Annotated in this window: 17 protein-coding genes and 1 tRNA gene; 16 read left to right on the top strand and 2 right to left on the bottom strand. The window is 71.7% G+C overall.

The features are described from left to right. Positions 1–8: 8 nt before the first annotated feature. On the top strand, positions 9–779 hold the full coding sequence (gene hisF, locus AC4F3Q_RS07460) for an imidazole glycerol phosphate synthase subunit HisF (protein ID WP_491039406.1): 771 nt from the start codon (positions 9–11) through the stop codon (positions 777–779). Positions 780–785: 6 nt separating this feature from the next. On the opposite strand, the gene AC4F3Q_RS07455 is transcribed toward hisF, so the two are convergent. Further along, positions 786–1,484, bottom strand: a complete 699-nt coding sequence (locus AC4F3Q_RS07455) for a TIGR03085 family metal-binding protein (RefSeq protein WP_491039405.1) — start codon at positions 1,482–1,484, stop codon at positions 786–788. 67 nt (positions 1,485–1,551) lie between these two features. Between AC4F3Q_RS07455 and AC4F3Q_RS07450 the strand changes: the two genes are divergently transcribed. The 15 genes from AC4F3Q_RS07450 (at position 1,552) to pyk (ending at position 21,325) form a co-directional block, all read left to right on the top strand. Further along, on the top strand, positions 1,552–3,396 hold the full coding sequence (locus AC4F3Q_RS07450) for an ABC transporter ATP-binding protein (protein WP_491039404.1): 1,845 nt from the start codon (positions 1,552–1,554) through the stop codon (positions 3,394–3,396). Beyond that, the gene (locus AC4F3Q_RS07445; protein WP_491039403.1) at positions 3,393–5,246 is read left to right on the top strand and encodes an ABC transporter ATP-binding protein; all 1,854 of its coding nucleotides are present in this window, start codon (positions 3,393–3,395) and stop codon (positions 5,244–5,246) included. Before AC4F3Q_RS07450 ends, AC4F3Q_RS07445 begins: the two co-directional genes overlap by 4 nt. Positions 5,247–5,271: 25 nt before the next feature. Beyond that, positions 5,272–5,694 (top strand): phosphoribosyl-AMP cyclohydrolase, encoded by a 423-nt coding sequence (gene hisI, locus AC4F3Q_RS07440; RefSeq protein ID WP_491039402.1) that lies wholly within the window; start codon positions 5,272–5,274, stop codon positions 5,692–5,694. Further along, positions 5,691–7,277, top strand: coding sequence for an anthranilate synthase component I (locus AC4F3Q_RS07435; RefSeq protein WP_491039401.1), 1,587 nt, complete (start codon positions 5,691–5,693; stop codon positions 7,275–7,277). Before hisI ends, AC4F3Q_RS07435 begins: the two co-directional genes overlap by 4 nt. Further along, complete coding sequence (locus AC4F3Q_RS07430; RefSeq protein ID WP_491039400.1) at positions 7,274–7,855, top strand: Trp biosynthesis-associated membrane protein; 582 nt, start codon at positions 7,274–7,276, stop codon at positions 7,853–7,855. Before AC4F3Q_RS07435 ends, AC4F3Q_RS07430 begins: the two co-directional genes overlap by 4 nt. 123 nt (positions 7,856–7,978) lie before the next feature. After that, positions 7,979–8,236 carry an HGxxPAAW family protein gene (locus AC4F3Q_RS07425; protein WP_168447481.1) on the top strand — a complete coding sequence of 86 codons (258 nt, stop codon included), beginning with the start codon at positions 7,979–7,981 and terminating at the stop codon, positions 8,234–8,236. Position 8,237: 1 nt separating this feature from the next. Beyond that, on the top strand, positions 8,238–8,867 hold the full coding sequence (locus AC4F3Q_RS07420) for a DUF4190 domain-containing protein (RefSeq protein ID WP_491039399.1): 630 nt from the start codon (positions 8,238–8,240) through the stop codon (positions 8,865–8,867). Continuing rightward, positions 8,857–9,324: a DUF2752 domain-containing protein gene (locus AC4F3Q_RS07415; RefSeq protein WP_491039398.1), complete on the top strand. Its 468-nt coding sequence runs from the start codon at positions 8,857–8,859 to the stop codon at positions 9,322–9,324. Before AC4F3Q_RS07420 ends, AC4F3Q_RS07415 begins: the two co-directional genes overlap by 11 nt. A 130-nt stretch (positions 9,325–9,454) precedes the next feature. Then, positions 9,455–10,282: an indole-3-glycerol phosphate synthase TrpC gene (gene trpC / locus AC4F3Q_RS07410; RefSeq protein WP_491039397.1), complete on the top strand. Its 828-nt coding sequence runs from the start codon at positions 9,455–9,457 to the stop codon at positions 10,280–10,282. Between the two features lie 88 nt (positions 10,283–10,370). Beyond that, a complete protein-coding gene (gene trpB / locus AC4F3Q_RS07405) occupies positions 10,371–11,618 on the top strand; it encodes a tryptophan synthase subunit beta (RefSeq protein ID WP_491039396.1) in 1,248 nt (415 codons plus the stop codon). Beyond that, the gene (gene trpA, locus AC4F3Q_RS07400) at positions 11,615–12,457 is read left to right on the top strand and encodes a tryptophan synthase subunit alpha (protein ID WP_491039395.1); all 843 of its coding nucleotides are present in this window, start codon (positions 11,615–11,617) and stop codon (positions 12,455–12,457) included. Before trpB ends, trpA begins: the two co-directional genes overlap by 4 nt. Then, on the top strand, positions 12,454–13,593 hold the full coding sequence (gene lgt, locus AC4F3Q_RS07395; RefSeq protein WP_491039394.1) for a prolipoprotein diacylglyceryl transferase: 1,140 nt from the start codon (positions 12,454–12,456) through the stop codon (positions 13,591–13,593). The genes trpA and lgt overlap by 4 nt, the downstream gene beginning before the upstream one ends. A gap of 183 nt (positions 13,594–13,776) precedes the next feature. Next, a complete protein-coding gene (gene gltB / locus AC4F3Q_RS07390) occupies positions 13,777–18,351 on the top strand; it encodes a glutamate synthase large subunit (protein WP_491039393.1) in 4,575 nt (1,524 codons plus the stop codon). Continuing rightward, the gene (locus AC4F3Q_RS07385; RefSeq protein WP_491039392.1) at positions 18,344–19,819 is read left to right on the top strand and encodes a glutamate synthase subunit beta; all 1,476 of its coding nucleotides are present in this window, start codon (positions 18,344–18,346) and stop codon (positions 19,817–19,819) included. The genes gltB and AC4F3Q_RS07385 overlap by 8 nt, the downstream gene beginning before the upstream one ends. Before the next feature lie 72 nt (positions 19,820–19,891). Next, positions 19,892–21,325 (top strand): pyruvate kinase, encoded by a 1,434-nt coding sequence (gene pyk / locus AC4F3Q_RS07380; protein ID WP_168447472.1) that lies wholly within the window; start codon positions 19,892–19,894, stop codon positions 21,323–21,325. Between the two features lie 58 nt (positions 21,326–21,383). Here pyk and AC4F3Q_RS07375 read toward each other — a convergent pair. Beyond that, positions 21,384–21,457, bottom strand: a tRNA-Leu gene (locus AC4F3Q_RS07375). Between the last annotated feature and the right edge of the window lie 50 nt (positions 21,458–21,507).

The raw sequence follows: 21,507 nt of genomic DNA, 5'->3' as shown, positions 1-21,507 counted from the left end.
CAGCTTCGATGAGCGTGTCGATCAGGGTCATCCCGTGCCTGGACGTGGACCAGGGCCGCGTCGTGAAGGGCGTGAACTTCGAGAACCTGCGCGACGCGGGCGACCCTGTCGAGCTGGCCCGACGCTACGACGCCGAGGGCGCCGACGAGATCACGTTCCTCGACGTCTCCGCGTCGTCGGGGAACCGCGAGACGACGTACGACGTCGTGCGCCGCACGGCTGAGCAGGTGTTCGTCCCGCTCACCGTCGGCGGCGGTGTGCGCAGCACCGAGGATGTCGACAAGCTGCTCCGTGCAGGCGCCGACAAGGTCGGCGTCAACACCGCGGCGATCGCCCGCCCTGAGCTCATCAGCGAGATCGCGGCACGTTTCGGCTCCCAGGTCCTCGTGATCTCGGTCGACGCGCGCCGCTGCCAGGAGGGTACGCAGACCGCGTCGGGCTACGAGGTCACGACGCACGGTGGCCGCCGCGGCACGGGCATCGACGCGGTCGAGTGGGCCGCCCGCGCGGCGGAGCTCGGCGCGGGGGAGATCCTCCTGAACTCGATGGACGCCGACGGCACGACGGCTGGATTCGATCTGGACATGCTGCGCGACGTGCGCCGGACGGTCTCGGTGCCGCTCATCGCGAGCGGCGGCGCGGGGGAGCCCGCGCACTTCACCCAGGCCGCTCGGGCGGGTGCGGACGCGGTGCTCGCGGCGAGCGTCTTCCACTTCGGCACCCTGACGATCGGTCAGGTCAAGGACGACATGCGTGCGGCGGGGATCCCGGTCCGCTGACCGGGGTCAGGGGAGCGGGCAGCGTGCGGCGATCGCCGCGACGTCGTCCGCATCGCCCTCGACGGTGAGGCGGGTGCGCGCGCCCCGGCGGAACGCGTGCAGCACGAGGTCACCGAGGTCGCCGCGCACGACGACGGTGCCGTTCCCCTCGCGCGGGCGGTGCACGACGGCGCGAGGACCGTCGTCCCGGACGTAGACGAGGCCGACGGGTACGCGCAGGAGCATCATCGGCGCCGCACGGCGCAGCGCCTGCCAGATCGTGTCGGCCTCGTCGGGGGAGAGGCTGCGGGACGGCGGGAGCGGGCCTGGCGTCGGCGCGTCGGGCGCCGCGAGCGAACCGTCCTCGGCGAGCGCTCCCGCGCGCCGGACGTCCTCGCCGTGCACGAAGAACTCGAGCAGGTTGACCGAGTCGCCCGCGAAGCCCCACGGGCTCCACGCGGCCGGCGCCTGGGCGAACTCGTCGAGAGTCGCGGCGTACTCCTCGGGGTCGAGGCACCTTTCGACTGCCGCGTCGAACGCCTCGGAGCCGACCCGGCCGACAGGTCCGGGGACCGTCCTGAGGTGGCTGAGCGCCGCGGACTCGCGGTGCAGGAGGTGGACCGCGAGGTGGCGGGACCGCCACCCCTCGCACAGCGTGGGCGCGTCCGGGCCGACGGAGAGCAGGAGTGCGGCCAGGGTCTCGCGTTCGTGCTGGTGCCAGGTCATGCATTCATCGTGGCACGGCTCGTGACACGATGACGTGAGCCGGGTCGTCGTCGAGGGGAGTGTCTGCATGCGTCGTCCGCACGCCCTGCCGGGCTCCCGGGCACGGCAGTCGATCGTGCTCATGGCGCGCGGCATCCGCGACGAGTGGCGCACCTATGTCCTCGCGATCGGTGTCTCTGCGGTCGGCGGCGCGATGACGGTGGGCGTGTCGGTCGTGCTCGGTCGGGCGACCGACGAGGTCGTCGTCCCCGCCCTGTCCGGTGCGGACGTCACGTCGGGCGACGTGTGGCGCGCGGGCGGCGCGATCGCCGCCGCAGCGCTCGTCCTCGCGCTGACCGTCGCGGGGCGCCGCATCTTCGCAGGCATCGGTTTTGCGAAGCTCGGCGCGAACCATCGACGCGCCGTCACGCACCGCTTCCTCGAGCTCCCCGTGTCCTGGCACCGGTCGCAGCCGACCGGGCAGCTTCTCGCGCACGCGAGCTCGGACGCCGAGGCGGCGACGGGGGTGTTCAACCCGCTTCCGTTCGCGCTCGGCGTCGCGGTCATGCTCGTGGTCGCGACGGTCCAGCTCTTCGCCGTCGACGCCTGGCTCGCCGTGGCTGCCCTGAGCGTGCTGCCTCTCGTCCTCGCGGTCAACGTCGTGTTCCAACGACGCATGACGCCGGCGGTCACGGTGTCGCAGCAGCTGCGCGGCGAGATCTCTGACGCCGCGCACGAGAGCTTCGAGGCGGGGCTCCTCGTCAAGGCGCTCGGGACCGCGGGACGCGAGGAGCGCCGGTTCGACGCCGTCGCGCAGGAGCTGCGCGCCGCCAACGTGCGCGCCGGGCGGGTGCGTGCGTACTTCGACCCGGTGATCGAGCTGCTCCCGTCGCTCGGGACCCTGCTCGTCCTCGGCGTGGGGGCGTGGCGGGCGAGCGCGGGCGCGGTAGGCACGGGGGAGATCGTCGCGGCGGCGTACCTGCTGACGATGCTCGCGGTGCCCGTCCGGGCGTTCGGCTGGGTGCTCGGCGAGCTGCCGCGCGCGCTCGTCGCGTACGACCGCATCAGCCGCGTGATCGACGCCGACGGGGACCTCGTCCCCGGACGTGGCGACCTGCCGCCCCGCGACGGTCACGGCGTCGCCGTCGACGTGGACGACGTGGGCGTCGTCGTCGCTGCGAGCCACGGGCCGGTGCCGATCCTCGAGGAGGTGAGCCTCCACGTCGCGCCGGGCACGGTCGTCGCCGTCGTCGGGCCGACGGGCGCAGGGAAGACGACGCTCGTGTCGCTCCTCGCGCGGCTGTCCGACCCGACGTCGGGCGCGGTGCGCATCGACGGTGTCGACGTGCGGGACCTGAGCGTCGAGGAGCTGTCGTCCGCGGTGGCGCTCGTCGGGCAGTCCACGTTCGTCTTCGAGGACACCGTCCGCGGGAACGTCACGCTGCAGGACGACGGCGACCCGGACGCACCGTCGGACGACGCCGTCTGGGCGGCGCTCGACCAGGCGCACGTCGGCGACGTCGTCCGTGCGCTGCCCGGGGGCCTCGAGGCCCCGCTCGGCGAGCGTGGCGCGAGCCTGTCCGGTGGCCAGCGGCAGCGTCTCGCGATCGCCCGGGCGCTCGTGCGCAGGCCGCGCCTCCTCGTGCTCGACGACGCGACGTCGGCGGTCGACCCGCGTGTCGAGGGCGACATCCTCGGCTCGCTGCGTGACTCAGGCTCGCACGCCGACCGCCCGACGGTCGTCATGGTCGCCTACCGGATGTCGAGCGTCGCCCTCGCGGACTCGGTCGTGCACGTCGAGGGTGGCCGCGTCGTCGACACAGGCACGCACGCCGAGCTCATGCGTCGCGACGTCGGGTACGCAGCGCTCGCGACCGCGTACGAGGACGAGGCCGCGCGCCGCGCGGACGAGCGTGAGGAGGGGGACGCGTGAGGGCCGGGGTGCGCAGTGCGGAGCAGGGACCTACGACAGACGCGACCGGGCGCATCGCCGCCGCGAGCTCCCTCGGCGTCTGGGCGACGCTGCGTGCGGGTGTGCGCGTCTCGCCCGAGCTCGTCGACGGGATCGCTCTGACGCTCGTGCTCGCGGTGGTCGCGGCTGCGGGCCGTGTGGTCGTGCCGGTCGCGGTGCAGCAGGCGATCGACACGGGGTTCGGTGGTGCGGGCGGAGTCGACGTCGGGCGGGTCGTCGTCCTCGTGCTCCTCGCAGGGGGCCTCCTCGTGATCGCGGGCGCGTGCTCGACCGTCGTCAACGTCCGCCTGTTCCGCAGCACCGAGGCGGGTCTGGCGACGCTGCGCGTCCGCGCGTTCCGGCACGTCCACGACCTCTCGGTCCTCACGCAGAACACCGAGCGTCGCGGAGCACTCGTGTCGCGCGTGACGAGCGACGTCGACACGATCTCGACGTTCGTGCAGTGGGGTGGCGTCATGCTGCTCGTCTCGACCCTCCAGGTGACCGCGGCGACGGTCCTCATGGCCCTGTACTCGTGGCCGCTCGCGATCGTCGTGTGGCTCGCGTTCCTCCCGCTCGCGCTCGTGCTCGGGCCTGCGCAGCGGCGTGTCGGGGCCGCGTACGCGGTCGTGCGCGAGCGCATGGGAGCGATGCTGGGCGCCATCTCGGAGTCTGTGGTCGGTGCCGAGACGATCCGCGCGTACGGTGCGTCGGACCGCACCCGGCGCCGGGTCGACGCCGCGGTGGCGGGCCACCAGGAGGCTGCGGTCCGTGCGCAGGTGCGTGTCGCGACCGTGTTCGCGAGCGGGACGCTCGTGGCGAACCTCGTCCTGGCTGTCGTCGTGGTCGTGGGGACCTTCCTGGGGCTCGCCGGTGAGGTCACGATCGGCAAGCTCCTGGCGTTCCTCTTCCTCGTGCAGCTCTTCACGGGCCCGGTGCAGATGGCGACCGAGGTGCTCAACGAGATGCAGAACGCTGTCGCCGGCTGGCGCCGCGTGCTGGCCGTGCTGGAGACGCCGCTCGACGTCGTCGACCCGACCGACGGGGTCGAGAGCCCGCGCGGCCCGGCGAGCGTCGAGCTGCGCGGCGTGTCCTACTCGTACCCGAGCGGGCCGCCGGTCCTGCGTGACGTCGATCTCGTGGTGCCTGCGCGGACCCGCGTCGCGATCGTCGGGCGGACAGGCTCGGGCAAGACGACGCTCGCGCGGCTCGTGGTGCGTCTCATGGACCCGACCGAGGGTCAGGTCCTGCTCGACGGCGTCGACCTGCGTCGCCTCACGCTCGCGTCGCTGCGCGAGCGGGTCGTCATGGTCCCGCAGGAGGGCTTCCTGTTCGACGGCACGCTCGCCCAGAACATCGCGTACGGGCTGCGCTCCGGGAGCGCCGCGGAGGGTGACGAGCTCACGCCGCAGTCGCGCTCCGCCGTCGCGGCCGCGGTCGAGGAGCTCGGGCTCACCGAGTGGGTGCGGACGCGGCCACAAGGGCTCGACTCGCCCGTCGGGCAGCGCGGCGAGTCCTTGTCGGCGGGGGAGCGCCAGCTCGTCGCGCTCGCGCGGGCCCACCTGGCTGGTGCCGACCTGCTCGTCCTCGACGAGGCGACGTCGGCTGTCGACCCGGTCGCGGAGGTGCGTATCGCGCGGGCGCTCGAGTCGCTGACCGAGGGCCGCTCGACGATCACGATCGCGCACCGCCTGTCGACCGCGGAGTCGAGCGACCTGGTGGTCGTCGTCGACGACGGGCGTGTCGTCGAGGTCGGTCGGCACGACGAGCTCGTCGCTGCGGACGGCGTGTACGCGGGCATGCACGCCGCCTGGATCGCTCAGACGCGCTGACCGTCGACCGTGCGATGATCGGCCGGTGAACGACTCGACCCCTGCCCCCACGCCCGTCCTCGACCCGGCGGTCGCCGCGCGGCTCAAGCGCGACCAGGCCGGCCTCGTGGCCGCTGTCGTGCAGCAGCACGACACCCGCGAGGTGCTCATGCTGGGCTGGATGGACGACGAGGCGCTGCGCCGCACGCTGACCGAGGGGCGCGTGACGTTCTTCAGCCGCTCGCGCGACGAGTACTGGCGCAAGGGCGACACGTCGGGGCACGCGCAGTACGTGCGGTCCGTCGAGATCGACTGCGACGGTGACGCGCTGCTCGTCCAGGTGGAGCAGATCGGTGCGGCGTGCCACACGGGCGAGCGCACGTGCTTCGCCGCGGGCGGCGACCTGGGCGCGGTGGTCGGAGAGGTCCCCGGCGGTGCCGGGGGTTCGAGCGAGGAGGAGACGCGATGACGGCGGCTGACGAGCGCACGGTGACCGGACCGGGCGAGTCCCTGCCCTGGGGCACGACGTGGCCGTCCGCGGACGACTTCTCGTGGCTCGCGGCACAGCACCGTCGTGTCATCCCCGTCGTGCGCAGGCTCCTGGTCGACGACGTCACGCCGGTCGGGCTGTATCGCACGCTCGCGGGCGGTCGCCCGGGGACGTTCATCATGGAGTCCGCGCCGCTCGACGGCGGCTGGTCCCGCTGGTCGTTCGTCGGCGTGCGTTCGCGCGCGACCCTGTCGGTGCTCGACGGCGCGGCGCGCTGGTCCGGCGACGTGCCTGCGGGCGTGCCGACGGACGGTGACGTGCTCGACGTCCTCGCGCGGACGCTCGAGGTGCTCGCGACGCCGTCGTTCGACGGTCTGCCGCCGTTCACGGGCGGCCTCGCGGGTGCTCTCGGCTGGGACGTGGTGCGGCACTGGGAGCCGACGCTGCCGTCGACCGCGCCTGACGAGCTCGGCGTCCCTGAGGTCACGCTGTGCCTCGCGTCCGACATCGCGGCGGTCGACCACCTGACCGGCTCGGTGTGGCTCATCGCGAACGCGATCAACTTCGACGCGACGGACGAGCGGGTCGACGAGGCGTACGCGGACGCGGTCTCACGTCTCGATGCGATGCAGCGCACGCTCGTCGAAGGGCGGGGTGCGGACGTCGCGAGCGTCGCGGTCACGCTCGGAGACGCACCCGAGCCTGTGCTCGAGTTCCGCTCGGAGCGCGCCGACTACGAGGCCGCGATCGTCGCGGGCAAGGAGGCGATCCGCGACGGTGAGGTCTTCCAGGTGGTGCTCTCGCAGCGTCTCGACCTCGACTGCCCGGCGGCGCCGCTCGACGTCTACCGGGCGCTGCGCACGATCAACCCGAGCCCGTACATGTACTACTTCCAGCTGCAGGATGCCGCCGGGGGCGACTTCGCGGTCGTCGGGTCGAGCCCTGAGACCCTCGTCAAGGTCGAGGACCGACGCGTCGTGACGTTCCCGATCGCGGGCTCGCGCCCGCGAGGGGCGACGCCGGAGGAGGACGTGGCGCTCGCCGAGGACCTCCTCGGTGACCCGAAGGAGCGCGCGGAGCACCTCATGCTCGTCGACCTGTCTCGCAACGACCTGGTCAAGGTGTGCTCGCCCACGTCGGTCGAGGTCATCGAGTTCATGGCCGTGCGCAGGTTCAGCCACATCACGCACCTGTGCTCGACTGTCGTCGGGCAGCTGCGGCCCGGTGCGTCCGCGGTCGACACGCTCAGGGCGACCTTCCCGGCAGGCACGCTGTCCGGGGCCCCCAAGCCGCGGGCGATCGCGCTGATCGACGAGCTCGAGCCTGCGTCTCGCGGGATCTACGGAGGTTGCGTCGGGTACTTCGACTTCGCGGGCGACATGGACATGGCCATCGCGATCCGTACCGCGCTCCTGCGCGGTGGGCGAGCGAGCGTCCAGGCGGGCGCGGGGATCGTCGCCGACTCGGTCCCCGCGACGGAGTACGAGGAGTCGAGGTCGAAGGCGGCCGCGGCGGTGCGCGCGATCCAGCTCGCCGCGCGGCTGGCGGGCGCGGGCGCATGATCGTGCGGGGGCTGTCCCGCCGGGCGGCCGTGCTCGCGAGCGTCCTGCTCGGCGGCGCGCTGCTCGGCACGGGGCTCCTGGGCTGGGTGCGCGCGGAGGGCACGAGCGCGCTCGACGGCAGGGTGCCGATCGAGGTCGTCGGCTCCGGCGCCGCTCCGGCTGTGACGGCTGCGGGTCTCGCGGTGCTCGCGGCGGGAGTCGCGGCGCTGCTCGTCGGCACGGGTGGGAGGTTTGTCGTGGCGGCGGCGCTGGGCGCGGCGGCGGTCGTCGTCGTCGCGACGTCCCTCGGTGTCGTCAGCGACCCCGCGAGCGTCGCGTCCTCCGAGGCGGCACGCCTCACGGGGGTGCCTGTCCTGTCGGCCGAGGCGACGACGACGTCGGCTCCGTGGATCGCGGCGGCGCTCGGCGTCGCCGCGTTCCTCGTGGCGGTCGCCGTGCTGCCCGGAGGTCGAGGGTGGCAGCGACGTTCCGACCGGCACGAGCGCCCGTCGTCTCCCCGGCCTGGCGAGGGCCCTCCTGCGGACGACGACGTCGCTGCGCTGTGGGACGAGCAGTCGCGCGAGCGTGACGCCGGGTAGTGGGCGTGCCACCCTCCTGACTAGGACCTTCGGCTAGGCTCTGAGTGCTGGGCGCACCGTGAGGCGCGGCCGCGACCGTACGAGCGGCCCGTGGGGGCCGCGTCTGGCGAAAGGGCATGCACGATGGCTGAACCGATCGAACCGACGCGGGAGACGATGTACCTCCCGCCGGCCGCTCCCCATCACAACCACGGGCACACGACGGCAGCCTGGACCACGACGATCGTCGTCCTCCTCGGTGTCCTCGTCGCTGCCGGTGCTGTTGTCGCGTCGCTCCCGTGGCTCTTCTGGGTCGGGATCGGTATCGCGGCGCTCGGTGTCGTGAGCGGCAAGGTGCTCGCGGTCCTGGGCTACGGGCAGCCTGACCTGGCAGGGCGCTGACGTGTCCGACAACCGACCGTCCTCGGACGACCCTTACGCGACCCCGTCGAGCAGCTCGCCGTCGGGCGGCGCCCCGACTCCGGGGTCCGCACCGAGCAGCTCGAACGTCTCGCCCTACGGCGGGTACGTGCCACCTGCGGACCAGGGAGCCGCACCCGGCCAGCCGCCGTACGGCGCGCCGCAGCAGCCCTACGGGCAGCAGGCTCCTTACGGCAGCCAGCAGGCTCCCTACGGCGCGCAGCAGCCTCAGCACGGTGCACAGCAGCCCTACGGACAGCCGTACCCCGGCCAGCCGTACCCCGCCTACGGCGCCATGCCTGACCGCTCGGGCAACCAGCTCGGCGTCTGGTCGCTCGTGCTCGCGATCGCGACCTTCTTCACGGGGTGCTTCCCGGCGGCGATCGTCGGGATCGTGCTCGGGGCGAAGGGCCGCCGTGCAGCGAACGAAGGGCGCGCCGACAACGGAGGGCTCGCCACGACTGGCTGGATCCTCAACATCGTCCTCACCGTGCTGACGGTCCTCGGCATCGTCCTGTTCTTCGTGTTCGTCGCCGCGCTCGGCGGCTGGGACGCCTTCATGGATGGCTGGAACACCGGCTGGGAGACCGAGATCACGAGGAATGCTGTCTGACATCGCTGCTGCGCCGGGAGCATCCGCTCCCGGCGCGACCGCGCGTCCGCAGGCGGCGGGGCGGTTGCGCCGGGTCGCCACGCCCGTCGGCATCGCCGGCGCCGCGATCGTCGGCACGACGCTCCTGGCGACGCGGTCCCCGCACGTCCCCGGCTCCTACGGGATGTGTCCCCTCCTCGCGCTGACGGGGCTGCAGTGCGCGGCGTGCGGTGCGCTCCGAGCGACCCACGACCTCGCGCACGGCGATATCGCGGGCGCCTGGGCGCTCAACCCGTTATGGGTCGTGGCTGTCCCCCTGCTCGTCGCGCTCTGGGTCGCGTGGGCGCGCAGGGCGTGGCGCGGTGAGGTTGCGGGACGGGTCCTGGGATCGACACCCCTCCCGCTCGTGACCGGCGCCGTGCTGATCGTCTACTCGGTCCTGCGCAACCTCGTCCCCGCGCTCGCCGCAGCGTCGTGAGCTGCGGCGGGTCGCCGCACGTCGTGCGTGTGCTTCCCGCCTGTCGGACGGTGGTCAAGGGCCCTTCGGGACCCGCCTACGATGGGACGGTCATCACACGAGGGACAGACGTCGGGGAGGGGTGGACCAGATGCCCGCACAGGAGCGGACCGTGCTGGAGGACATCGTCGCGGGGGTCTGCGAGGACCTGGCGGTGCGGCAGTCGCTGACCAGCCTCGACGACCTGAAGGAGCGCGCCGCGCGCATGCCCGGCGCGATCGACTGCGTGCCGCGGCTCCGCCTCGAGGACGCCGTGTCCGTCATCAGCGAGGTCAAGCGGTCGAGCCCGTCCAAGGGTGAGCTCGCGTCGATCGCCGACCCTGCCGCGCTCGCGTCCGAGTACGAGGCTGGCGGCGCGTCGGCCATCTCGGTGCTCACGGAGCAGCGGCGCTTCAAGGGCTCGCTCGAGGACCTCGCCGCGGTCCGCGCGCGCGTCGACGTCCCGGTCCTGCGCAAGGACTTCGTCGTGACGCCGTACCAGGTGTGGGAGGCCAGGGCGTACGGCGCCGACATGGTGCTCCTGATCGTCGCGGCTCTCGAGCAGACGGTCCTGGAGTCGCTCGTCGAGCGTGTGCACTCGCTCGGGATGACCGCACTGGTCGAGGTCCACACGGTCGACGAGGTCGCCCGTGCAGTTGACGCCGGAGCCCGGGTGATCGGTGTCAACGCCCGCAACCTCAAGACGCTCGACGTCGACCGGACGACGTTCGCGCGGCTCGCACCCGCCGTCCCTGACGGGATCGTCCGCGTGGCGGAGTCCGGCGTCCGCGGACCGCACGACGTGATGGACTACGCGAGGTCCGGCGCGGACGCCGTCCTGGTGGGCGAGGCTCTCGTGACGGACGCGTCACCCCGGGCCTCGGTCGCGGCGCTCGTCGCGGCCGGTGCGCACCCGTCGCTGCGAGCGGTCCGGCACTAGCACCGGTCGCTGACTGCACCTGAACCACCCGCGACAGCGGGGTCGAACGCCCGGCGCGCGCCCGCGCCACGCACGTGAGGAGAACGCCGTGGAGAAGTCCCTGCAGAGCCTGCCTGGCCCCTATTTCGGGGAGTTCGGCGGCCGCTGGGTCCCCGAGGCGTTGATCGCTGCGCTCGACGAGCTCGACCTGGCGTACACGCAGGCGAAGGCGGACCCTGCGTTCGCCGCGGAGCTCACCGAGCTGCACCGCTCGTACTCCGGTCGCCCGAGCATCATCACCGAGGTGCCGCGCTTCGCGGAGCACGCAGGTGGGCAGCGCGTGATCCTCAAGCGCGAGGACCTCAACCACACGGGATCGCACAAGATCAACAACGTGCTCGGTCAGGCGCTCCTGACGAAGCGGATCGGCAAGAAGCGCGTGATCGCCGAGACCGGTGCAGGCCAGCACGGTGTCGCGACCGCGACGGCGGCGGCGCTGTTCGACCTCGAGTGCGTCGTCTACATGGGCGAGGAGGACACGCGGCGGCAGGCGCTCAACGTCGCCCGCATGCGTCTGCTCGGAGCCGAGGTCATCCCGGTCGCGAGCGGGTCGGCGACGCTCAAGGACGCGATCAACGAGGCGCTGCGCGACTGGGTGACCAACGTCGAGTCCACGAACTACATCTTCGGTACCGCTGCTGGACCGCACCCGTTCCCCGCGATGGTCCGCGACTTCCAGCGCATCATCTCGGTCGAGGCCCGCCAGCAGGTCCTCGACCTCGCCGGGCGCCTGCCCGACGTCGTGACCGCGTGCGTCGGCGGCGGGTCGAACGCGATCGGCATGTTCGACGCGTTCCTCGACGACGAGTCCGTGCGTCTCGTGGGCTTCGAGGCGGGGGGAGACGGCGTCGAGACCGGACGTCACGCGTCGTCCATCACGGGCGGCGCCCCGGGCGTGCTGCACGGCGCGCGATCGTTCTTGCTCCAGGACGAGGACGGTCAGACGCGGGAGAGCCACTCGATCTCCGCGGGCCTGGACTACCCGGGCGTCGGACCGGAGCACTCGTACCTCGCATCGATCGGCCGCGCGGAGTACCAGCCGGTCACGGACGCCGAGGCGATGGAGGCGCTGCGCCTCCTCTCGCGCACGGAGGGGATCATCCCGGCGATCGAGTCGGCGCACGCCCTCGCGGGCACGATGCGCATCGGCCGCGAGCTCGCGGCCGCGGGCACGACCGACGCCATCCTTCTCGTGAGCCTGTCCGGCCGCGGCGACAAGGATGTCGGTACCGCCGCGCGCTGGTTCGACCTGCTCGACGCTGACGCCGACCTGACTGCCGAGGGAGGGGACGCATGAGCGCCACCGCAGACCGCATCGACCAGGTCCGCGCCGAGGGGCGCGCGGCGCTCGTCGCTTATCTGCCCGTGGGCTTCCCCACGGTCGCCGAGTCGGTCCGCGCCGTGCACACCCTCGTGGACAACGGCGTCGACATCCTCGAGCTCGGGCTGCCCTACTCGGACCCCGTGATGGACGGCGAGACGATCCAGCACGCGGTCACGCAGGCCCTGCTGGCCGGCGCCCGCGTCCGGGACCTCTTCCCGGTCGTGGAGGCGGCGGCGTCTCGCGGCGTCCCGGTCTTGTCGATGACGTACTTCAACCCGGTCTTGCGCTACGGCGTCGACGCGTTCGCCCGCGATCTCGCCGCCGCGGGCGGGGCGGGGCTCATCACTCCCGACCTGATCCCCGACGAGGCCGGCGAGTGGATCGCCGCCGCGGACGCGCACGACCTCGACAAGGTGTTCCTCGTCGCGCCGAGCTCGACCGACGAGCGCCTCGCCCTCACGGCAGCCGCCTCGCGCGGTTTTGTGTACGCGGCGTCGACGATGGGCGTGACGGGCGAGCGCGCGACGCTCGGCTCGCACGCGGAAGAGCTCGTCGAGCGGACGCGCGCCGCAGGTGCAGAGCGCGTCTGCGTCGGCCTCGGCGTGTCGCGCCCCGACCAGGCGGCGCAGGTCGCCCGGTACGCTGATGGCGTGATCGTCGGTTCCGCTTTTGTGCGCCCGCTCCTCGGTGACGGCTCGTTCGACGAGCGTCTCGAGGCTATGGGTGCTGTCGCGCGCGGGCTGGCCGAGGGTGTCCGTACGGCCCGGTCCCTGGGTGCGGGCCACGGTGCGCCGCCCGGGAGCCAGGTGTGAGCATCGCCCTCGCGTCCGTCGTCGCGTCGATCCCGAGCCCGTCACAGTCGGTGTGGCACCTCGGGCCCTTCCCGCTGCGCGCGTACGCCCTGGCGATCATCGTCGGCATCTTCGTCGCCGTCGCCCTCACCAACAGGCGCTGGGTCGAGCGTGGCGGCCACCCCGACGAGGTCCTGACGATCGTCTACTGGGCGGTGCCGTTCGGCATCGTCGGTGGGCGGCTCTATCACGTCATCTCCTCCCCGGACGCGTACTTCGGTGCTGGGGGAGACCCGGTGTCGGCGCTGTACATCTGGCAGGGCGGGCTCGGCATCTGGGGCGCGATCGCACTCGGTGCGGTCGGCGCATGGATCGGCGCGCGCCGTGAGCGCGTCAGCTTCTCGTCGTTCGCGGACGCCGTCGCGCCCGGGCTCCTCGTCGCGCAAGCGATCGGTCGGCTGGGCAACTGGTTCAACCAAGAGCTCTTCGGGTCGCCGACGACGCTGCCGTGGGGGCTCGAGATCGACCCCGCGGTCGCCGCGCGCGTCGGTGACTTCCCGGCCGGCACCCTGTTCCACCCGACGTTCCTGTACGAGCTCCTGTGGAACCTCGCCGCTGCCGCGCTCCTGATCGTCGTGGACCGCCGCATGAAGCTCGGGCACGGCCGCGCGTTCTGGGGCTACGTGACGCTCTACACGCTCGGACGTGTGTGGATCGAGGCGCTCCGTATCGACGATGCGCAGCTCGTCCTCGGGCTGCGCCTGAACGTCTGGACCTCGATCGCGCTCTTCGTCGTGGCTCTCGCCGCGTTCGTCCTGCTCGGGCGTACCCGCCCGGGCCGCCCTGCGACCGTCTACCTCGATCCCGACGACCCTCGCCGCGACGGTGCGGCGCAGGCCTCGGTGGACGAAGACGGTTCAGACACCCCCACGGGCCCGGGGGCCCCCACGGATCTCACGGCCGACCTGGCCGTGCCCGGCGTCGAGAACGACGACGATGACGACGACGCCGCACGAGGCGTCGCACCCGGCGAGGCGGAGGACGTCATCCCGACCTCAGCCCCGACCGGACGCAGTGACGCCGACGCGGCGCACGACACGAGCGCGCGTCGAGCGCAGCGCGAGGACAATGCGGGGGCCGACACAGGTCTTCCGTGACCTGCGTCATCAGCGACGCCCTGCACCGACCCAGCGCCCAGCGCGCGGAGCCGGCGCTCTCGCACCGTCAAGGACGAGTAACATTGGCCCGCCAAGGGCCGAGGGCGTCCCATTCTTCCCCCGAATGAGACACGACCAGGTCACCCCCACCTCCTGACCTGGTCAACAGTGAGGACGGTGTACATGAACAGGTCGCTTACCCGAGGCCCGCAAGGCATCTGGGGCGCACCTCCCGCCGCCCAGGGGCTCTACGACCCGGCGGCGGAGCACGACGCGTGCGGTGTCGCCTTCGTGGCGACCCTGCGGGGCACGCCCGGACGGGACATCGTCGACGCAGGCCTGACGGCGCTGCTCAACCTCGACCACCGCGGTGCGGTCGGTGCGGAGGAGAACAGCGGCGACGGTGCGGGGATCCTCACGCAGATTCCCGACGCCTTCCTGCGCGACGTCATCCACGTCGAGCTTCCCGCGGCCGGGCGCTACGCCGTCGGCATCGCGTTCCTCCCGAAGGACGCTGCCGAGGCCGACGCGGCCGCCGCCGCGATCGAGAGCATCGCCGCCGAGGAGCGTCTGGACGTCCTCGCGTGGCGCGACGTGCCTGTCACAGCCGACCTCGTCGGGCCTACGGCGCGCGCTTCGATGCCGTCGTTCCGCCAGATCGTCGTCGCTGCTCCCGGCCGCGACGTCGCGGGGATCGACCTCGACCGCCTCACCTACCGGCTGCGCAAGCGCGCGGAGAACGAGCTCGGCGTCTTCTTCGCCTCGCTCTCGTCCCGCACGCTCACGTACAAGGGGATGCTGACGACGGCGCAGCTCGAGCCGTTCTTCCCGGACCTCTCCGACCCGCGCTACGCGAGCGAGCTCGCGCTCGTGCACTCGCGCTTCTCGACGAACACGTTCCCCTCGTGGCCGCTCGCGCAGCCGTTCCGTCTCGTGGCGCACAACGGCGAGATCAACACGGTCCGCGGTAACCGCAACTGGATGGCGGCGCGCCAGGGCACGCTCGAGAGCGACCTCCTGGGTGACCTTGCCCCGTTGATGCCGGTGTGCTCGCCCGGGTCGAGCGACTCGGCGAGCTTCGACGAGGTGCTCGAGCTCCTGCACCTCGGCGGTCGCTCGCTCCCGCACGCCGTGATGATGATGATCCCCGAGGCGTGGGAGAACAGCGAGGACATGGACCCGGATCGTCGGGCCTTCTACGACTATCACGCGAACCTCATCGAGGCGTGGGACGGTCCGGCGAACCTCAACTTCACGGACGGCACGCTCATCGGTGCGGTCCTCGACCGGAACGGCCTGCGCCCGGGCCGTTTCTGGGTGACCGAGGACGGGCTCGTCGTGCTCGCCTCCGAGGCGGGCGTGCTCGACATCGACCCGTCGACGGTGGTCCGCAAGGGTCGGCTCGAGCCGGGCAAGATGTTCCTCGTCGACACGGGGGCGGGCCGGATCATCGAGGACGAGGAGATCAAGGCCCAGCTTGCTGCTGCGCACCCGTACGCGCAGTGGGTCAAGGAGAACGAGGTCTACCTCGACCAGCTCCCGGACCGCGAGCACGTCGCCCACAGCCCGGCCTCCGTGCTGCGTCGCCAGCGCGCGTTCGGCTTCACGCAGGAAGAGGTCAGGGTCATCCTCGCCCCGATGGGCGAGAGCGGCGCCGAGCCCCTCGGCGCGATGGGCTCCGACACTCCCGTCGCCGTGCTGTCGAAGCGGCCGCGCCTCCTGTTCGACTACTTCACCCAGATGTTCGCGCAGGTGACGAACCCGCCGCTCGACGCGATCCGTGAGGAGCTCGTGACGTCGATCGCGGGTGCGATCGGCCCCGAGCCCAACCTGCTCGCGGAGATCCCGGAGCACGCGCGCAAGCTCATCCTGCCGTTCCCCGTGATCGACAACGACCAGCTCGCGAAGATCGTCCGCATCGACCGTGACCCGAAGCTCGCTGGCGTCTTCAAGGCGGAGCGTGTGCGCGGTCTCTACCGCGTCGACGGTGGCGGACCTGCTCTCGAGGAGCGCCTCGAGGAGATCTTCGACCAGATCGACGACGCGATCGCGGAGGGTGCGAACTTCATCGTGCTGTCCGACCGGGACGGCAACGCGCACATGGCGGCGATCCCGTCGCTGCTGCTGACGTCCGCGGTCCACCACCACCTGCTGCGACGCCGCACGCGTACGCAGGTCTCGCTCGTGGTCGAGGCCGGCGACGTCCGCGAGGTGCACCACGTCGCGCTCCTGATCGGTTTCGGTGCGGCAGCGGTCAACCCGTACCTCGCGATGGAGACGGTCGAGCGGCTCGCCGAGGACGGCTTCATCGACGTCACGCCGCAGAAGGCCGTCGCGAACGTCATCAAGGCGCTCGGCAAGGGTGTCCTGAAGGTCATGAGCAAGATGGGCATCTCGACCATCTCGTCCTACCGTGGCGCGCAGACGTTCGAGGCCGTGGGCCTCGCTCACGAGCTCGTCGACCGGTACTTCACCGGCACGACGTCGCGGCTCGGCGGCATCGGCATCGACACCGTCGCGGCCGAGGTCGCGCAGCGGCACCAGGACGCCTACCCGGCGTCGGGCAACCCGCTCGCGCACGAGAACCTCGCGACCGGTGGCGAGTACCAGTGGCGCCGCGACGGTGAGGAGCACCTCTTCGACCCGGAGACGGTCTTCCGCCTGCAGCACTCGACGCGCACGCGCCAGTTCGACGTCTTCCGCGAGTACACGCGTCGCGTCGACGACCAGGCGGAGCGTCTCATGACGCTGCGCGGCCTGCTGACCTTCGCGCCGGACCGCGAACCCGTCCCGCTGGACGAGGTCGAGCCGGTCAGCGAGATCGTCAAGCGGTTCAACACGGGCGCCATGTCCTACGGATCGATCTCGCAGGAGACGCACGAGACGCTCGCGATCGCGATGAACGCGCTCGGCGGCCGGTCCAACACGGGCGAGGGCGGCGAGGACCCGGAGCGTCTGCACGACCCGCGCCGACGCAGCAAGGTCAAGCAGATCGCGTCCGGACGTTTTGGCGTGACGTCGGAGTACCTGACGTTCGCCGACGACATCCAGATCAAGCTCGCCCAGGGCGCCAAGCCCGGCGAGGGCGGTCAGCTGCCCGGTCACAAGGTGTACCCGTGGGTCGCGAAGACGCGTCACTCGACGCCCGGCGTCGGGCTCATCTCGCCGCCTCCGCACCACGACATCTACTCGATCGAGGACCTTGCGCAGCTGATCCACGACGCGAAGAATGCCAACCCCTCGGCTCGCATCCACGTCAAGCTCGTGTCGGAGTTCGGCGTCGGCACCGTGGCGACGGGTGTCTCGAAGGCGCACGCCGACGTCGTGCTCATCTCGGGCCACGACGGAGGGACGGGCGCGAGCCCGCTGACGTCGCTCAAGCATGCGGGCACGCCGTGGGAGATCGGGCTCGCGGAGACGCAGCAGACTCTCGTGCTCAACAACCTGCGCGACAGGATCGTCGTCCAGGTCGACGGGCAGCTCAAGACGGGGCGCGACGTCGTCGTGGCGGCGCTCCTCGGCGCGGAGGAGTTCGGGTTCGCGACCGCCCCGATGGTCGTCTCTGGCTGCGTCATGATGCGGGTCTGCCACCTCGACACGTGTCCCGTGGGTGTCGCCACCCAGAACCCCGAGCTGCGCGCGCGGTTCACCGGGAAGCCTGAGTTCGTCATCAACTTCTTCGAGTTCATCGCGCAGGAGGTGCGCGAGCACCTTGCGGCGCTCGGCTTCCGCTCGATCGAGGAGGCTGTCGGGCAGGTCCAGGCCCTCGACACGCGCAAGGCAGTCAACCACTGGAAGGCAGCCGGTCTCGACCTCGGCCCCGTGCTCGAGGTGCCGAGGCCCGTCGAGGGGGCGTCCTTGCGCTGCACGACGACGCAGGACCACGGGCTCGACCGTGCGCTCGACAACGTCCTGATCGAGAAGGCGCGCGGCGCGCTCGAGGACGCGATCCCCGTCAAGATCGAGGTGTCGGTCCGCAACGTCAACCGCACGATCGGCACGATGCTCGGGCACGAGGTCACCAAGCGCTACAAGGGCGCCGGCCTGCCGGACGACACGATCGACGTCACGCTCACGGGCTCGGCCGGGCAGTCGCTCGGTGCGTTCATCCCGCGCGGCGTGACCTTGCGCCTGTTCGGCGACGCGAACGACTACGTGGGCAAGGGGCTCTCGGGCGGCCGCATCGTCGTCCGGCCCGACCGGACGGCCGTGCTCGGCGGCAGCGCGAACGTCATCGCGGGCAACGTGATCGGCTATGGCGCGACGTCGGGGGAGATCTTCCTGCGCGGGCTCGTCGGCGAGCGCTTCGGTGTGCGCAACTCGGGTGCGACCCTCGTCACCGAGGGTGTGGGCGACCACGCGTGCGAGTACATGACGGGCGGCACCGTGCTGGTCCTCGGGCCCACGGGACGCAACGTCGGCGCGGGCATGTCGGGCGGCACCGCCTACGTGCTCGACCTCCGGCGCAGCTCGATCAACCGTGCGGCGCTCGCCTCTGACGAGCTGCAGCTCTCTGCTCTCGACGACGAGGACGCCGCTCTCGTCGAGCAGCTCCTGCGCAAGCACCTCGACGAGACCGGCTCCCCGGTCGCCGCTGAGCTCCTCGCGGACCTCCCGGCCGCACGAGCGCGGTTCACGCGCATCCTTCCGACCGAGTTCGCCCGGGTGCGCAGCGCCCTGGCGCAGGCCGAGTCCGTCGGGCTCGACCCGGGCGCCCCTGGCGTCTGGGACCACATCCTGGAGGTGGCCCGTGGCTGACCCACGCGGATTCCTGAAGGTGCGGGAGCGTCAGCTCCCGGCCGACCGCGCTGTACCCGTCCGTCTGATGGACTGGCGCGAGGTGCACGAGTACCGGGCGATGAACCCGGAGGACCAGCAGATGCTCAAGAGGCAGGCGGGTCGCTGCATGGACTGCGGCATCCCGTTCTGCCACACGGGCTGTCCCCTCGGCAACCTGATCCCGGAGTGGAACGACCTCGTGCGTCGCGGCCAGTACCGCGACGCGGCCGAGCGTCTGCACGCCACGAACAACTTCCCGGAGTTCACCGGGCGCATCTGCCCGGCTCCGTGCGAGTCTGCGTGCGTCCTGGGCATCAACCAGCCCGCGGTGACGATCAAGAGCGTCGAGGTCTCGATCATCGACGAGGCGTTCGCGCGCGGTCTCGTGGAGCCCGTCGTGCCCCAGCGTCTGACCGGCCACACGGTCGCCGTCGTCGGCTCCGGGCCTGCTGGCCTCGCGGCTGCCCAGCAGCTCACGCGTGCTGGCCACACGGTCGTCGTGCTCGAGCGAGACGACGCGATCGGCGGCCTGCTGCGGTACGGAGTGCCCGACTTCAAGCTCGAGAAGCGGCACATCGACCGCCGCGTCGAGCAGATGCGCGCTGAGGGGACTCGTTTCCGCACGGGCGTCGAGGTCGGCGTCGACATGACGTGGGCCGAGCTGCGCACCCGGTACGACGCGGTGGTCGTCGCGACCGGCGCGACGGTCCCGCGCGAGCTGCCGATCCCCGGCCGCGAGCTCGAGGGTGTGCACTTCGCGATGGAGTACCTGGTCCAGGGCAACCGCCTCGCTGCCGGCGGGACGGTCGAGGACCCGATCAGCGCGAAGGACAAGCACGTCGTCATCATCGGTGGTGGCGACACGGGTTCGGACTGCCTCGGAACGGCCCTGCGTCAGCGTGCCGCGTCGGTCACGACCCTCGCGATCGGCAAGCAGCCGCCGACCGAGCGTCCGGCGAACCAGCCCTGGCCCACGACCCCGACGCTCTTCGAGGTGTCCAGCTCTCACGAGGAGGGCGGCGAGCGCACCTTCCTGGCGTCGACCGTCGAGTTCCGCGGTGACGACGAGGGGCGCGTGACGCACCTCGTGCTCGCGACGACCGAGTACCTCCCGGACGGCCGGCGCGTGCCGACCCCCGGGACCGAGCGGATCGTTCCTGCCGACCTCGTCCTGATCTCGATGGGCTTCACAGGGCCGGAGACGGCTGCGCTCACCGAGCAGACGGGGGCGGACCTGACCGGGCGCGGCGTGGTCGCTCGCGACGACTCCTACGCGACGTCGATCCCCGGTGTGTTCGTCGCCGGGGACGCGGGCCGCGGCCAGTCGCTCATCGTCTGGGCGATCGCCGAGGGCCGGTCCGTCGCTGCGTCGGTCGACGCCTTCCTGCAGGGCGCCACGGAGCTGCCTGCCCCGATCCCGGCGAGCGCCGTCGCGCTCAGGCCGTAGTGGCTTGCGGCGTCGCCGCGGCCTGACCATCGTCCTACCATTCGTCCTTCGCAAGTGAACTAGGCTGGAGCCATGCGCAGAGCAAAAATCGTTTGCACCATCGGACCCGCGACCGCCTCGGCCGAGCAGATTCAGAATCTGGTCGACGCAGGCATGGATGTCGCCCGGATCAACCGGAGCCACGGAGCTCCCGACGAGCACGAGCTCGTCTTCCACAACGTGCGTGCCGCCGCTGCTACGGCGAACCGGCCCGTCGCCATCCTGGTCGACCTCCAGGGCCCCAAGATCCGCCTCGGCAAGTTCGAGAAGGACGAGAAGTACTGGCTCGACGAGGGTGACATCTTCACCATCACGACCGACGACGTCGTGGGTACCAAGGAGCTGTGCGGCACGACCCACAAGGGTCTGCCGAACGACGCCCGCGTGGGCGACCCGATCCTGATCGACGACGGCCGTGTCCTCGTCCGCATCATCGAGGTCGACGGCCCGCGCGTCGTCACCCGTGTCGAGGTTGCTGGTCCCGTCTCCAACAACAAGGGCCTCAACCTCCCCGGCGTGGCCGTCTCGGTCCCCGCGATGTCCGACAAGGACGAGACCGACCTGCGCTGGGCGATCCGCCTGGGCGCCGACATCATCGCCCTCTCGTTCGTCCGTTCGGCCGCCGACTACAACGACGTCCGCCGGATCATGGAGGAGGAGGGCCGCATCCTCCCCGTCATCGCCAAGGTCGAGAAGCCCCAGGCTGTCGAGAACCTCGCCGAGATCGTGGACGCGTTCGACGGCATCATGGTGGCGCGTGGCGACCTGGGTGTCGAGCTCCCGCTCGAGCAGGTCCCGCTCGTCCAGAAGCGCGCGGTCGAGCTCGCTCGCCGCAACGCGAAGCCCGTCATCGTGGCGACGCAGGTTCTCGAGTCGATGATCTCGGCGCCGCGTCCGACGCGCGCCGAGGCCTCCGACTGCGCGAACGCCGTCCTCGACGGTGCCGACGCGGTCATGCTGTCGGGTGAGACGTCCGTCGGTGACTACCCGATCGAGGCCGTCCGCACCATGGCCCGCATCATCGAGAGCACCGAGGAGCTCGGTCGCGAGCGCATCGCGCCGCTCGGCTCCACGCCGGGCACCCGCGGTGGCGCCATCACGCGTGCCGCTGCCGAGATCGGCGAGACGCTCGGGGTCAAGTACCTCGCGACATTCACGCAGTCCGGTGACTCTGCTCGCCGCATGTCACGTCTGCGCTCGCCCATCCCGCTGGTCGCCTTCACGCCGGACCCCTCGGTCCGCAACGTGCTCGCGCTGAGCTGGGGCGTCCACGCTGAGCTCGTCGACTCCGTCAAGGACACCGACGGCATGGTCAACCTCGTCGACCAGACCCTGCGCAGCAAGGGCCTGGGCGAGGTCGGCGACTACGTCGTCGTCGTGGCAGGCGCGCCTGTCGGGGTCGTCGGCTCGACCAACTCGATCACCGTTCACAAGATCGGCGACGAGGCCAACGGCCGCATCGCCTGACCGGATGACGAGAGATGCCCCCCGACCGCTCGGTCGGGGGGCATCTCTCGTGCTGCGGTGCCCCGGGTGGGATTCGAACCCACACTGGATCGGGTTTGAGCCGAACGCCTCTGCCGGTTGGGCTACCGGGGCCGCGCCCACTATGGAACCACACGTGCGCGTCGAAGTCCGCATCACCGCAG

Source organism: Flavimobilis sp. BM9 (assembly GCF_058313055.1).
Note: the sequence above shows the minus strand (reverse complement) of the source record. Positions and strands in the feature narration are given on the sequence as shown.